Source organism: Streptomyces sp. NPDC007856, assembly GCF_042868225.1.
In the GTDB taxonomy this organism is placed as follows: domain Bacteria; phylum Actinomycetota; class Actinomycetes; order Streptomycetales; family Streptomycetaceae; genus Streptomyces.
Genome location: NZ_JBIAEC010000008.1, coordinates 164057 through 178234, shown reverse-complemented (window position 1 = coordinate 178234; position 14178 = coordinate 164057). Strand labels below are relative to the sequence as shown.

Annotated in this window: 13 protein-coding genes and 1 pseudogene; 7 read left to right on the top strand and 7 right to left on the bottom strand. The window is 66.1% G+C overall.

Going from position 1 to position 14178, the window contains the following annotated elements; genetic code table 11:
* Window positions 1-20 precede the first annotated feature (20 nt).
* Window positions 21-548, bottom strand: a complete 528-nt coding sequence (locus ACFYOH_RS20765) for a winged helix-turn-helix transcriptional regulator (RefSeq protein ID WP_388627462.1) — start codon at window positions 546-548, stop codon at window positions 21-23.
* Between the two features lie 155 nt (window positions 549-703).
* On the opposite strand from ACFYOH_RS20765, the gene ACFYOH_RS20760 reads away from it, so the two are divergent.
* On the top strand, window positions 704-2104 hold the full coding sequence (locus ACFYOH_RS20760) for an MFS transporter (RefSeq protein ID WP_388627460.1): 1401 nt from the start codon (window positions 704-706) through the stop codon (window positions 2102-2104).
* Window positions 2105-2128: 24 nt separating this feature from the next.
* Here the strand turns inward: ACFYOH_RS20760 and ACFYOH_RS20755 are convergent, their stop codons facing one another.
* Window positions 2129-2932, bottom strand: a complete 804-nt coding sequence (locus ACFYOH_RS20755; protein WP_388627459.1) for a class E sortase — start codon at window positions 2930-2932, stop codon at window positions 2129-2131.
* A 32-nt stretch (window positions 2933-2964) separates the two neighbouring features.
* Between ACFYOH_RS20755 and ACFYOH_RS20750 the strand changes: the two are divergent.
* From ACFYOH_RS20750 to ACFYOH_RS20740, 3 genes and pseudogenes are all read left to right on the top strand, one after another.
* Window positions 2965-3368, top strand: a pseudogene (locus ACFYOH_RS20750) (hypothetical protein); the annotation flags it as partial.
* A gap of 73 nt (window positions 3369-3441) precedes the next feature.
* Window positions 3442-4458: a hypothetical protein gene (locus ACFYOH_RS20745; RefSeq protein WP_388627457.1), complete on the top strand. Its 1017-nt coding sequence runs from the start codon at window positions 3442-3444 to the stop codon at window positions 4456-4458.
* Window positions 4459-4731: 273 nt separating this feature from the next.
* Window positions 4732-7869, top strand: a complete 3138-nt coding sequence (locus tag ACFYOH_RS20740; protein WP_388627737.1) for a DUF3427 domain-containing protein — start codon at window positions 4732-4734, stop codon at window positions 7867-7869.
* A gap of 12 nt (window positions 7870-7881) precedes the next feature.
* Here ACFYOH_RS20740 and ACFYOH_RS20735 read toward each other — a convergent pair whose 3' ends face one another.
* Window positions 7882-8535, bottom strand: coding sequence for an ATP-binding protein (locus ACFYOH_RS20735; RefSeq protein WP_388627456.1), 654 nt, complete (start codon window positions 8533-8535; stop codon window positions 7882-7884).
* Between the two features lie 214 nt (window positions 8536-8749).
* Between ACFYOH_RS20735 and ACFYOH_RS20730 the strand changes: the two genes are divergently transcribed.
* Both ACFYOH_RS20730 and ACFYOH_RS20725 read left to right on the top strand, forming a co-directional pair.
* Entirely contained in the window at window positions 8750-9595 is an 846-nt protein-coding gene (locus ACFYOH_RS20730; RefSeq protein ID WP_388627454.1) for a helix-turn-helix domain-containing protein, read from the top strand.
* Window positions 9595-9792 carry a DUF397 domain-containing protein gene (locus ACFYOH_RS20725; RefSeq protein WP_388627453.1) on the top strand — a complete coding sequence of 66 codons (198 nt, stop codon included), beginning with the start codon at window positions 9595-9597 and terminating at the stop codon, window positions 9790-9792. The genes ACFYOH_RS20730 and ACFYOH_RS20725 overlap by 1 nt, the downstream gene beginning before the upstream one ends.
* A 69-nt stretch (window positions 9793-9861) precedes the next feature.
* On the opposite strand, the gene ACFYOH_RS20720 is transcribed toward ACFYOH_RS20725, so the two are convergent.
* The 4 genes from ACFYOH_RS20720 to ACFYOH_RS20705 form a co-directional block, all read right to left on the bottom strand.
* Complete coding sequence (locus ACFYOH_RS20720; protein WP_388627735.1) at window positions 9862-11502, bottom strand: DUF262 domain-containing protein; 1641 nt, start codon at window positions 11500-11502, stop codon at window positions 9862-9864.
* Window positions 11503-11737: 235 nt separating this feature from the next.
* Window positions 11738-12586: a helix-turn-helix domain-containing protein gene (locus ACFYOH_RS20715; protein WP_388627451.1), complete on the bottom strand. Its 849-nt coding sequence runs from the start codon at window positions 12584-12586 to the stop codon at window positions 11738-11740.
* A 20-nt stretch (window positions 12587-12606) separates the two neighbouring features.
* Complete coding sequence (locus ACFYOH_RS20710) at window positions 12607-13131, bottom strand: DUF6879 family protein (protein WP_388627449.1); 525 nt, start codon at window positions 13129-13131, stop codon at window positions 12607-12609.
* On the bottom strand, window positions 13112-13393 hold the full coding sequence (locus ACFYOH_RS20705; RefSeq protein ID WP_388627448.1) for a hypothetical protein: 282 nt from the start codon (window positions 13391-13393) through the stop codon (window positions 13112-13114). Before ACFYOH_RS20705 ends, ACFYOH_RS20710 begins: the two co-directional genes overlap by 20 nt.
* Window positions 13394-13879: 486 nt before the next feature.
* On the opposite strand from ACFYOH_RS20705, the gene ACFYOH_RS20700 reads away from it, so the two are divergent.
* On the top strand, window positions 13880-14119 hold the full coding sequence (locus ACFYOH_RS20700) for a DUF397 domain-containing protein (protein WP_388627446.1): 240 nt from the start codon (window positions 13880-13882) through the stop codon (window positions 14117-14119).
* The last annotated feature ends 59 nt before the right edge of the window (window positions 14120-14178 follow it).

Here is a 14178-nt window from a genome sequence, read left to right as displayed (position 1 = left end):
GCTCGGAGCACGGCCTGTGCTCAGGCCGGTTCCGTCTCCAGCGGCTCCAGCAGCCGCTTCGGCTTCAGCAGGACCCGGCTGACCGGATCCGCCGGGTCGGGGTCGAGGCCCGGGCCGGGCTCCATGACCACGTCCTCGACCGGTACGACGACCCCGCAGGCGGGGCATTCGCCGTACGGCCCGAGGTCCGTGCCGCAGGCCGCGTGCCGGAAGTACCGCAGCTGTGTCTCGGTGAAGTGCTCGCGGCCCCACAGGCCGAGGGCCCGCAGGGTGGGCCACAGGGCGATGCCGCGCTCGGTGAGGACGTACTCGTCGCGCGGCGGCGACTCCTGGTACCGGCGCTTTTCGAGGATGCCCTCGGCGGTCAGGGTCTGCAGGCGGGCGGCCAGGACGGCGCGCGGGATGCCGAGGTGGACCAGGAAGTCGTTGTAGCGCCGCACGCCGTAGAGCGCGTCCCGGACGACGAGCAGCGTCCAGCGCTCGCCGACGACCTCGAGCGCGCGGGCGATCGAGCACTCCTGTGTCGCGTAGTCCTTGCCCAGTGCCATGCCGTCCACTGTAGCCACTTTCCGACACATGGGTTCAGTGACCGAACCGACGGTGTTACGGTGGAGGAGCCAGGTTAGTTCAATGACCGAACTGACAGTCGGTTCGCCGAGTGACCCACACGTCACCGCAGGCCCCGTAAGGACAGGACCCCGCCATGACCGGGCTCGACTCCGCCACCACCATCCCCGCCGCCACTGCCGTACGCGGCACGAGCGCCCCCGACGCCCCCGTACGCCCCCGGGCCACCCTCGCCCTGACCAGCGCTGCCACCGCCGTGGCGCTGATGACGTACACGGCCCCGATGGTCACGCTCCCGGAGACCGCGGCCGCCCTGCACACCCCGCTCTCCGGCCAGGCCTGGCTGCTGAACGGCACCCCGCTGGGCCTGGCCGCCCTGCTGCTGGTGGCCGGCAGCCTCGCCGACGACTACGGCCGCCGTCGCATCTTCCTCGGCGGCACCCTGGCCCTCGGCATCACCACCGCTCTCGCCGCCTTCACCACCTCGACCTGGCAGTTCACCCTCGCCCGGATCGCCCAGGGCGCGGCGAGCGCGGCGATCCTGGCCAGCAGCCTCGGACTGCTCGTGGCGGCCTTCCCCTCGCCACGCGGCCGACTGCACGCCACCGGCGTGTGGGGCGCCTTCGTCAGCGGCGGCATCGCGGTCGGCCCGCTGGTCGCGGGCGCGCTGCCGACCTGGCGGATGGCGTACGGCGTCCTGGGCGCCGCCGCCGTCGTCGTGGCCGCGCTGGGCACCCGTACGCTGACCGAGTCCCGCGCCCCGCGCGGCGGCCGGCCGGACGTCCTCGGCGCCCTGACCTTCGGCCTCGCCCTGGTCGCCCTGGTGGCGGCCCTGACCCTGGGCCGCGACGGCTGGCTCCGCGCACCGGTGGGACTGCTGCTGGCCGCCGCCGTCCTCCTGATCGCGCTCTTCGCCGCCGTGGAACACCGGACCGGCACGCCGATGATCGACCTCGGCCTGCTGCGCCACGCCCGCTTCCTGGCCTCGGCCGCCGGCGGCCTGTTCACGGGCCTCGCGGTGATCGGCATGTTCAGCTTCCTGCCGGCCCTGTTCCAGCAGACGCTCCGGCTGTCCCCGATGGGCACGGCCTGGCTGCTCCTGCTCTGGTCCGGCCTGAGCTTCGCGGTGGCCCTCCAGGTCAAGCACCTGGCCGGCCGTATCGCCCCGCGCGCCCAACTGGCCGTCGGCTTCGCCCTGCACACCATCGCCGTACTGACCATGCTCGGCGCCCTCGCCTCCGGCTCCTGGACCCGGCTGCTGCCCGGCCTGATCATCAGCGGAGTGGGCAGCGGCCTGCTCAACGGCGCGCTGCCGCTGCTCGCCGTCGAGTCGGTCCCGCGCGAACGCGCCGCGATGGGCTCCGGCGCCCAGCAGACCTTCCGCTACATCGGCTCCTGCGCGGGCGTGGCCCTGACCATCGCCCTCGCCACGTCCACCGGCAACCTGGCCCACGGCGCGAACATCGCCCTGCTGGTGTCGGCGGCGCTCGCGGCGGTCGGGGCAGTGAGCGTGCTGGCGCTGCGGGAGCGGGCGTAGCGGCGCGCTGAACAGGCCGGGCGCTCAGCGGGGCCGCATGGACACCAGCTTCCCCCACACCACCATCCGGTAGCGCGAGGTGAACTCGGGGGTGCAGGTGGTGAGGGTGATGTAGTAGCCGGGCTGGTCGTACCCGTACCCGGGCCGCACGAGCGAGCGCGGGACCGGCCGCACGACCCCCGAGTCCAGGGCGGAGGTCTGCGGCAGGATCTGGTCGACGTCGTACGTGTACGTCGCCGTCCGCGTCTCCACCTCGATGTCGTCCCCGCGCCGCAACCGGGGCAGGTACCGGAACGGCTCGCCGTGCGTGTTGCGGTGCCCGGCGAGCGCGAAGTTGCCCGCCTGCCCCGGCTGTTGGGTCCCCCGGTAATGGCCGACGTACCCCTTGTTGAGGACGTCGGCCTTGCTCACACCCTCGGCGATGGGCACGCGCAGCCCCAGCCGGGGGATGGTGAGGACCGCGTACGCCTGGGACCGCCGGGGCAGGCTGACGGGCGTGTACGACCGCTGCGGCGTACGGGACTCGGAGGCGTCCGGGGTCGATGCGGGGGCCGTGGATGGTGAGCTGGAGGTGGCGTTGGGCGCCGGGGCCGCGCCACCGGCGCCGTACCCCCCATGCCCCCACTCCCGCTCCAGCGCCTCCACCTGCCGCTCGGCGCCGCGCCGGGCCTCCCGGTTGGTCCACCACAGCTGGTGCACGACCAGCAGCATGAGCAGCACACCGACGGTGACGAGCGCCTCGGCCCCGCCCCACAGCACGCGCCGCCGCCGGGCACGCCGACGCCGATCGCTGTGCCGTACGACCCGCACACCCGACCATGCCGGCATCCGCACCCACCTCCACGGGCCCCACGGGAGCCGCCCGCAGGGTAGGCGCAACGGGCACAACTGGCCATAGTCGCAAGCGAATCACCGACTTGACGACTTCCTCAACGGGTTTGAGAGACCACGGCTACCAGGGCTCGGGTGGCCGCCGCGACCTGCTCCACACGGACGTGGTGACGACGGCGGGCAAGGCCCTGTGGAACTCGGAAACGGGAGACGCCGACGCCACGGGCCTGACCCGGCCGCCGCGTTCGACCTGTCCCGCTTCTCTTCCGTTACCTGCGGCTCGGGAGGCCTGGTCCCCCGCTGGAACACGGTGACGACGGGCGGATCGGACCTCTACACACCGCACCCGGACACATACGTCTCCGGCAAGTCCCTGTCGGTCCCCTTCGCACCGAAGTCGATCCAGACGCTCCAAGTGGACGGAGTGACGGTGCGAGGAGAGCAGAGGGAAGCCAATGAACTGGCCTTACTCCCTCCTGTCACCGCTCGGCAGTACGGTGTCCCCCATGCGCCCCGACACGCCTGCCGAGAACGTCGACCACACCGCCGAAGCGGCACGCCTGGAGCGAACCGCCGGACTGTACCCCGAGGACGCCGAGGCCCTGCTGCTGCGGGCGGCGGCCCACCTCGAACTGTCCGGCGACCGCCCCGCGGCCACCGCGCTCTACGACCGCCTGCTGTCCACGACGGACGCCCTGGAGAACCCCGCCCTCGTACGAGCCCTGAAGGCGTCGAACCTCTGGGAGTACGGCCACGAGGCGGAGGCAAGGGCGATCATCGAGGGCCTGCGCACCTCCGCTCCCCGCGACCCGGCCCCCTGGGTGATCATCGCGGAGTCCCTGGAGTCGCACGACGAGCTGGAGGCCGCGGCGGAGACCTTCACGGAGGGGGCGAGCCTGCTCCTGCCGGAGGCGGACGACCCGGAACCCGCACCCGCCACCCACCCACTCCTCTACGGCCGCCACCGCGTCCGCCGCATGCTGGGCCTGCCCCACGACACCTGGGACACACTGGCGGACACGCTCCACACGTCCCCCGTGTCCCTGGACGAGCTCCACGACCCCAAACGCGTCTGGTCCCTGGGCTCGGAGAACCCGGCGGAACTCCAGGCGGAGATCACCCGCCTCCAAGCCGAACTGGGCGCCTACAGAGAGGCCCTCTCCCGCCCCTTCCCGGTGGCGGTCCTCCACTGGCCGGCGGGTGAACTGACAGAACTCCTCTCGGCCTACCCGCCCCTTGCCGTGGAGTACCCCTCCCACGACACCCACCTGGCGACCATAGAGTCGTCCCTGCGCGAGCTGTCGTCTTCGGGCACGGCGAACCTGGGCATCGTGACGGGGACGGTCCCTTCGTACGAGGCGTTCGCGGCGTCGGAGGGGTCATCGCCGGAGGACGTCACGCTGCTGCCGCAGTATGCGACGACGCTGGCGGCGCGGGGGCGGGCGGTTGCCTGGCCGCCGCAGAGGGGGGCGGAGTGCTGGTGTGGCTCTGCCCAGTTCTATGACGCGTGCCACGGAGCGTAAGAACACGCCGATCCGCCACCCCCGCAAGCCTCCGCCCCAGCCCGGCGTGCCGCCACCCAGCCGGCACGCCCCTCATTCCGGCTCCCCATCCAGCCCCCCGAATGGCCACCCACCCGGGCTCGGCCTTGCAGCCACTGAAAGACCCCGGTGCCCTGATTTCGGCACACGACCTCCACCTGTCAGTGGCTGCTGTTAGAACTGATCCACATCGGCGGGCAAGGCCGCGCACGAGCAACATGAGGGATCAGGGGGGAGCAGCCCGTGGCAAACCCGATGGGTCGGTCGGAGCCGATCGCTGGCATCTACGAGAAGCTGATCACGCATGACCTCCGCAACGAGTTGGAGCGATTCGAGGCGGCTGGCTGGAAAGCCATTGCCGCCGAGGTCAGCTCCGAGTCCGCACCCCATGTCCTAGCTCGCTATATCGGTGAAGCTGTCGGCCAGAGGCTGGCTCAAGTTCCGGCCGAGGATCGCGTCAGCGTCGCGAACCACATCCTCAAGGCACTGGCCGCTACGGACGCTCCAGAATCGAGCGATACCGACGCCGTCAGCTCCATCATCGAGGGGCCGCGACAACTGCTGACTCTTGCACGGCAGGAGGCTCCGGGCGTCTACGCCTTGCGCCCCTTGACGCCTCTGTCCGAGACGTCGCTCATAACCAACTCCCCGGAGGACCTCAGCCTCGGTGCCGAGCTGAGGGCGGAGCTGGCCACGGCGGATCGCATCGACCTGCTTTGCGCGTTCGTGAAGTGGTACGGGATTCGCGTTCTGGAGGACTCACTGCGCGCCGCGCGGGACAGAGGCGTGCCGATTCGCGTCATAACGACCACCTACATCGGCGCCACCGAACGCCACGCGCTCGACCGTCTGGTCCGGGACTTCGGTGCCACGGTCAAGGTCAACTACGAAACGCGTTCCACTCGACTGCATGCCAAGGCCTGGCTGTTCAGGCGCAGAACAGGCTTTGACACGGCGTACGTTGGCAGCTCCAACCTCTCGAAGGCCGCACTGCTCGACGGCCTGGAGTGGAACGTGCGACTGTCGTCCGTCGCCACACCTGCCGTGCTGAACAAGTTCGAGGCGACCTTCGATGCGTACTGGAACGACGCCGCCTTCGAGACATACGACCCCGATCTCCACGGCGAACGTCTCGATGAAGCGCTGGCCCAGGCGAGCGGCACCAACGGCAGCTCGGACCTGAAGATCAGCCTCTCGGGTCTCGAGGTGCGCGCCTATCCCCACCAGCGGGACATGCTGGAGCGGCTCACTGCCGAGCGGGAGCTGCGCGGGCGGCATCGGAACCTGCTGGTCGCGGCGACCGGCACCGGGAAGACGGTGATGGCCGCCCTCGACTACCGCAGTCTGTGCGGCAAGTCCGAGGGAGACCGGCCAAGGCTGCTGTTCGTGGCCCACCGCAAGGAGATCCTCAAGCAGTCCCTGCGTACCTACCAGGAGGTACTGGACGACGCTTCCTTCGGAGAGCTGCTCCACGCAGGGCAGGATCCCCGCGACTGGGACCACGTCTTCGCCAGCGTCCAGTCGCTCAATGTCCAGCGTCTTGAGCAACTGGCTTCGGATCACTTCGACGTCATCGTCATCGATGAGTTCCACCACGCCACCGCCGCCACCTACCGGCGCGTCATCAACCACTTCAGGCCGAAGGAGCTGCTGGGCCTGACGGCCACCCCCGAACGGATGGACGGGCTCAACGTCCAAGACGAGTTCTTCGAGGGCCGAATCGCAGCCGAGATGCGGCTCTGGGAAGCCCTGGAGAACGACCTCCTCTGCCCCTTCCACTATTTCGGCATCCCCGACGGCACGGATCTGACGAACCTCGGCTGGCAGAAGGGTTCGTACGCCGATCAGGAGCTCGGCAACCTTTACACCGGCAACCACGCGCGCGCCCGGATCGTGGTGAAGCAGATCCGGGACAAGATCTCCAACCCTGGCGCGATGCGGGCGCTCGGCTTCTGCGTGACGAAGGCCCACGCCCACTTCATGGCGGACTTCTTCCAAGAGGCCGGCTTCAAGGCAGTGGCGCTCGACAGCGACTCGCCCTCGGAAGTGCGCTCACAGGCCTTGTCCGACCTCGGTGACGGAAAGCTGCAGGTGATCTTCTCCGTCGACCTGTTCAACGAGGGACTCGACATCCCCGACGTCGACACACTGCTTCTCCTCCGCCCCACCAACAGCGCCACCGTCTTCCTCCAGCAGTTGGGCCGGGGCCTGCGCCGCACCGAAACGAAGCCCGTCCTCACCGTCCTTGACTTCATCGGTCAGCACCGGGCCGAGTTCCGCTTCGAGGAGCAGTTCCGGGCCCTGACCAACCTGTCGCGGAACCGACTCCTTGATCACATCGAGCACGACTTCCCCCAGCTGCCGTCCGGCTGCCAGATCATCCTGGAGGGCAAGTCGAAAGACCTCGTCATCGACAACATCCGGACCCAGCTGGGTGCCACGGTGAAGACACTGATGAAGGAGGTCAGGGCCTACGGCACGCCGCGCCTCGCCGGTTACCTGCGGGAGAGCCGTCGGGAGATCAAGGAGCTGTACAAGAGCGACAACTCCTGGACGACCGTGCTGCGCCGCGCCGGCCTGATCGACGAACCCGCACCCTCTGGAGAGGCCGCACTCCTCAAGCGGGTCCACGCCTTCCTGCACGTAGACGACCCGGAGCGCGCGGAGGCCTACCTCCGCCTCCTCCAAGACAACGCTCCGGCCTATGAGGAGCTCAGTCCCACCGACAAGTCGTATGCCCGCATGCTGTTCTTCAACCTCTGGGACAACGCAGGCGGCTACACCAGCCTCCAGGAAGGTCTGGAGTCGCTGCGGGACCAGCGGGTGTTCCGGGACGAGTTGCGGCAGGTGATTTCACACGTCATCGAGCAGGCCGACCACGTCCCCATCCCGCTCTCCGGCCCCCTCAGCCATGTCCCAATGAAGGTACACAGCGCCTACAACCGCTCCGAGATCCTGGCCGCTCTCGGCGTAGCTCGCTTCGGCGGTCAGATGCCCCGTTCCTTCGCGCAGGGCGTGCAATGGGTCGAGGAGCTTGAGACCGACGCACTTCTCATCACTCTGGACAAGGACGAGAAGGACTTCTCGCCCACCATCCGGTACAAGGACTACGCGTTGAGCCCGACGCTCTTCCACTGGGAGTCCCAGAACTCAACGGCCGCCAACTCCCCCACCGGCCTGCGCTACCAGAAACACAAGGAACGCGGCAGCCACGTCCTCCTGTTCATGCGGCGTTACAAGAACACCGACATAGGCAAGTCCCAGCCCTGGATGCTGCTCGGCCCGGCCACCTACGAAAACCACACGGGCAGCAAGCCGATGGCGATCACATGGCGTCTGAAGCACGAACTACCGGCCGACATGTGGACGTACTCGGCTATCACTGCTAGCTGACCGACGCCGAGATCAGCGGGCTTCAGCGTCGGCCTGGAAGTGCGTCTGAGCGCGCTCCAGGACCTCGTCCGGGTCCCGGCCGTGTGCGTCGAGCCAGTGGAGGAGGTCAGCGATCACGTTGATCGCCGCCTCCTCCGCCACCGCCGTCCCCACCCGGCCACGCTTCGACCCTGTCGGCAGGTTCGTAACGTCGGCGTAGAACCCGAGGACGTTCGCGGCGCGGTCCACGCGAAGGCCTGCGGTGTGTCCGTCGGCCGCCTTGAGGCAGGTGCGGAGCTCGCACCAGGTCGTCTTGCGCCCAGGGGCAAGGTCGACGCCCCAACGGTCAGTGATGGCGTCGATCAGGGCCATGCCGCGTCCCGACTCGGCGTCCGCGCCTGCGTCCGTGAGCGTCGGAAGGGCCCGAGGGTCGGGGTCGTGGACTTCGATACGCAAGCGGGTCCCGCTCATGGAGACCGCGAGCGTGGTCGGGGTGCCAGGGCCGACGTGCTTGATGACGTTGGCGACGAGCTCGCTGACGCACAGTTGCGCGGTTTCGCTGAGTTCCTGCAGTCCCCAGCGTTCCAGGTGAAGCCGCAGGATCCGCCGTAGCGCGGCGACTTCCTCCGCCTCAGCCAGAAACGGCAGTTTCCACGCCCTTCGTGGCATACACCCCATGCAGTCCATGATCTACTGCGCTCCTTCGCTCACACGGCGGCGGACATCCGATGCGCCAAGTAACCTCACGACAACTAAGAGTTGCATTGAGACTTCCAAAATGGAACTCTCATCTCTCGCGAAGAGGAGCGCAGGGCAACGCAACGCGCCCCCGCGCGCACCACCTTGCAGACCCCTCAGCGGGCGAGGACGATCTACCGCACGAACAGGAAGGGCCGTGGCCATGGCAGTTGGACCCACCACTCGTAGGCGCCAACTGGGAGCTGACCTACGTCGACTCCGGGAGTTGAAAGGGCTGACCCTGGAGGAGGCAGGCGCGCGCGTCGGCATCTCCAAGGCGACACTCAGCCGGTACGAGACGAAGGAAGGCACGGTCAAGTGGCCGGCCGTCGATGCCCTCTGTCGTGAGTACGGCGCCACAGACGAGGAGCGCCTGGCGCTGGTCGAGCTAGCCAAGGGCGCCAAGATCCAGGGCTGGTGGCGTTCCCTCGCCGATCCGATTCCCGAGTCCATGAACCTCATGCTGACCCTCGAAGACGAGGTCGTACGCGAGGACCACTACGCCTGCATGTACATCCCCGGCCTACTTCAGACACGGGCGTACGCCGAAGCCGTACACCGGGCCTCGGAGGTGCAGTGCCCGGAGCGCGAGGTCCAGCACATGGTTGATATCCGCATGAAACGTCAGGAGTTGATGGACCGTGAGGACCCACCGCACATCTGGTGTGTGATCGACGAGGCGGCCATCCACCGGTTGGTCGGCGGTCGAGAGGTCATGCGACAGCAGTTGGAACACCTGCTCGCCCAATCGCAACGGCCACACATCACAGTCCAGGTACTGCCGTTCGCACGTGGCGCACACGCCGCAGCCGTAGGCAGCTTCGCCGTCTTGCGGGGGCAAGCGCGAGAACTCGACGTGGTGTACGTCGACCTCATCGGCGGCGGCCTCTTCATGGAGAAGCCGCAGGAACTGGACCGTTATAAGTTGGCGTTCGAGTACCTCAGCGCTCAAGCACTCGACTTCGAGTCGTCAGCCGAGCTCATCGAGCGGGTCAGCAAGGAGCCTTGATGACAGCGTCCTCAGAACTTCACTGGTTCAAGTCCTCTTACAGCGGCGGCAGCGGGACCGAGTGCGTGGAGTGTGCGCCGGCCGTTAACGAGGTAAAAATACGCGACTCGAAGAGACCCGAGTCAAACATCAGAGTCGGACACGACACTTGGCAGGTCTTCATCCGGGCGGTCACCCATAGCGAAGGAATTAGCTAGGGCGAAGACGATTCATAGCCAGCTGCGGCTGGCTCATCGACGGCCGATGAGCCAGCCGCTGAGTAAATCTCAGGGACTCCACGGCTTTCCGCTCGTAAGAGCCTCCATCGCTGTTGCGACGACCTCGGCCCGCTGCTCTATGAACGCCGCGTAGTCGTTCTCACGCAGTGGAACCTCTGGCATTCCATGTGACTTCAGCCTGAATACCGTTTCATCGTCTCCGAGGCTATTCGCCTCGGCCCGATCCCTCATATAAACCAGAGGCTGCTTATCATGGATGGTTCGATTCGTCTTCCACGTAATGAGCGCACAATTAAGAGCTAGACTGGCCGCTATCTCCGACTGAAGTGAATTAAGGTAGGCGTCAGGGAATATGTGATGATATTCGCGCCGCGTGGCATTGAGGACAGTTATTGCCTCACCATCTGCGAGATCCGTCGCCCCACCCTGGAGGCTAACCAAGAGAATTGCCCGGGCAAGTCGATCCTTCTTCTTCGGCCAGCCAGCTTCTTTCAAATCCTGGAGACTAGGCAACTCCGATGCAAAGATGGGCGGATTGATGTTCGTGGCACCATCGCGAACGGCCTTCGTAAGCTCTCTCACATCCTGAATAACTGCAGAGTGAGCACTACTCTCATACCGTTCGGTAAAGAATCCCCGCCACATGAACTTGCGTAGGAGCGTTCGCGCTTCTCCCAGCCTATCCGGAGTAAGGCCATCACCATGCGACCAGAGAGAAATCAAGGCCGGGACCACAGTGAAGATAGGCAGCCTAGCTGCATCCAACACCTTCTCGGCCTCCAGGAACTGCACCGCCCTCTCTGCCCCTGAGACAAGCTGCGGCCAAGACTTTACGACCGCTCCCCAATCAAGGCTAAGAATGCTTGGGCGGTCTGGAGTCTTGTCCTGCATCAAAGTCGCAGCTCTGAGTACGATGTCTTGAACGTCCCCGTACCTAGCCAAACCCGGGACACGCCCATTCAAGCTTTCCATCAAGTCATGCAGGGACTCGCCGACCGCTTGCTCAATATCCGCAGTAATGATGTCGAATATAGATAGCGGAGTTGAACCCGTATTGATCCTCGTGAATACCTCAAGGACCTGGGCCGCACTAGTGCCGGCGGGAAGAGACAGGAACGGAATGTTGAATGACGAGAATCGCGAACGCCAATCATTGACTCGCATCATCAGATCGAGGATTCGCTCCTGATCCTCTCCACAGGCAGCCTTTATCCATTCAAGTGCCATTTTATTCGCCTCCTCCCCAGGAAGGAGCAGTCGAATAGGAACTAGGCCTCGCTCGAGAAGTCTACTCGAATCGTCAATCCATAGCGGGTATCGCTTCCCTCCTCTGGTGCTTATCTTGACGGCTTGCACCGCTATTCCGTCATAATCAGTCTTCTCGTCAAGACTGACGAAAAATTCACGCTCCGGGTAATTCCCATGAAGGCTCTTCCAGAGAGCAGTGATACGCTGTTGCCCGTCCAGCAGGAGTTCGCTAACTTTATCCCCGGTAGGACCCGTACTTATCGGACGGGGATGAAACGGCGGGTTACCTTCGACTTGAAGCACAAACATGGCACCGATAGGCAGATCGTTCAGCACACTCTCTAGCAGGCTTTGAACCTGTGAGTAGCTCCATGCTTCAAACCGTTGGAAACGGGGTAGCTGTACCTGGCCCGTCCTGACAGCTCCCAGCCAATCATTCAAGCTACGGTTCCTGGCTTCCAAGACCCCTCCCTCATTTCCGTACCTGTAAGTTACCGTCTCAAGTGGTCAAGGTGTAGAGAGCACGCAGCCTCCTCCATGCACCAACTGAGTGAGCCTCTTGGGGAAGCAGGGTGGCTCGCCGAGGGCGGGCAGTCGGACCGGCCCCTGAGCACCCTCGGGCTAAGCGAGACCACCGTCTTGTCGGCACGCTGCAGGACACTGTGCCGAACTGACGTCAGCCCAGAGTCGCGACGGCCTTGGCCATCAGGGCCCGGGCCTCGGTGCCGTGGGCTGCCATCGCAGACATCTCAGCGAACGCTTTGAGGTACGTACGGATCTCGCCGGGTGCTGTGATGTTGACCTCCGCCGTAAGGGTCTCGACCGCGACTTGGGCATCGTCGAAGGCGTAGAAGGCTTCCAACGGCCACATGGTGCGCCGCGCCGTGAAGGGGATGATCCCGAGGGACACGTTCGGTCGGCCCATGACGTCCAGCATGTACCGGAGCTGGTCGACCATCGCTGCCGTCTCGCAGAGCCGGTAGTACAGCACCGCTTCTTCGAGCACGAAGGCGAATCGATGGTTGCCCTCGTGGACAACGCGGGATCGGTTCAGCCGGGCCCGCACGGCGTCGGCCACGTCGTCCGGAGTGCCCTGAAAGGCTGTGATGGTGCGCAGGAGCCCCGTCGCGTACTCGGCGGTCTGGAGCATGCCGGGAACCACGTTCGAGGCGTAGACGCGAAAGTGCCTGGTGCGCTCGTACAGCGGGACGGTCTTCTCGTGGATTTGCCGCATGCCGTCGCGGTGGATCTGCCGCCAGTGGACGTACATTGACTCGGCGGTGCGGGAGGCGGCGATCAAGTCTGTCGCCTGATCCTCAGCGCCGCACGCCCGGCACCATGCGCATATGTCGTCATCGGACGGGGCGGTCTTGGCTCTGGCGATGCGGGAGGCCTTCGACTTGTGCCAGCCGCACCGCTGCGCCAGTTCATGCCCGGTGAGGCCTGCATCCTTCCTTATTTCGTCCAGGCGGACGGCGATGGCCATGCGCGCGGCCTGGACGGTGGCAAGTGGCGACTTGGGCATGAACTGGCGTACCGGACTTCTCAGATGACGTACTTGTCGTGCGGGATGGCCCGCTCCCAGACGGCGTCGAACGCTGTCGAGCAAAGTCGGGCCACGGCCGGCTCTGCGGTCTGATCGGTATGGACCCAACGCCCTTCGCCGTCGAAGACGTTGAACTGGACCACTCCGCCGTCGAAGAGCCAGAAGTCATTGCCGGGCAGGGCGAGATCGGAAGTCCGTCGCCTCGGTAGCCAGCGGATCTCCTCACCTGCAGCGACGTTGGTGAACGTGAAGGAGTGCTCGTACGCGATGTACTCAGTCACCGGCTCCGAGACGATCCGTGCCCGGCGCATGACGACACCCTTGGCAGTGACCTCTTGAACGAGGTCGAGCCAGGGGCGCCACCAGGACGCGCGGTCGTCGGGGTCGAGTGTGTGGCCCCGCTTCCAGGCCGCGAATCCCTCGTCTTCGTCCGGAATGGCGTACACGTCGCGCATCTCGAGGTGGACGGCGAAACGCTCCACGGACCGAATCAGGTCGGCGAAGCTACTCAGGCTCTGCGCCATCAACTGCCTTCCTCAGCAGCGGGATCATGCGCTGCGGTAGCCGGATCACGCCTTCGTGCTCCGGGAGCGGGCTGTCCTGGGCGGTCCGGGCGACCGTATCGGTGTCGGCCCTGAGGCCCTGGATGACGAGATCTTTCGTGTCTTCGTCCACCCATACGGCCGGGCAGCCGTGATCTCCGGACTCTGGATCCTTCCCGACGAACCGTAGCTGCATCGCCCCTCCGCCTATCGAGTCGGTTACTTCCCGTTGCACGAGCGTCACGGTCCTCTGATCAGGGCGTCAAGGTCGCCACAGGCCTCGTGCAACCGCGTGCAACATTGTGGACCGGCCCCTTCACGGCTTCCTACGGTCATTGTCACTATCACGAAGAGTCGGGGAACGCTGATGGCCGCGAAGTACCAAACCACCCAAGGACGCCCTGTCGAACTCCCAATGGGGTATCACGCCTGGCTCCTGGACTGTGCTCCCATCGCCGGCTGCTCGACCTGTCAGACCGAGTCTCGGCACCTTCACGAGGCGAAGGCCGCCGGGAACATCACGCAGGCCGCGAGGCATGCGACGAATGTTCGCGATCACGCCTCTGGGGCCCACTGACGACGTCGGCACCGATACCTCGGTGGCGGCGGCCAACGCCCACCTCGGCCAGGCGGTCCTCGAAGATGACGGGTCGGACCGACGTGGGTCAGCAAGTGCAGAACGGCGCGGAGACCGACTCTCCGCACAGCAGTTGCGTCAGAAGGAGTGTCCATGAGTGATGACCTCTACTCCCTGCCCGCCGAAGGCGCCAAGTTCCAGCAGTTCTGCGGCGGCAACCTCCAGGGCGAACACGAGGCGTGCGTCAAGTTCGCGAAGATCCCCGGCTCGAAGTCGGCGTACGTCCTCACGGACTCCAAGCCGGAGGGCGCCGGCAGGGAGGTCCGCTACAGCGCGGCCGAACTCGACACGTTCGTCATCGGCTACGCCAAGGAACGGGGCTTGAGCCTCTAGTCTGTCCCCTCCCCACCACGCACACGGCGGGCCGCCCCTCCACGGCGGTGGCGGCCCGC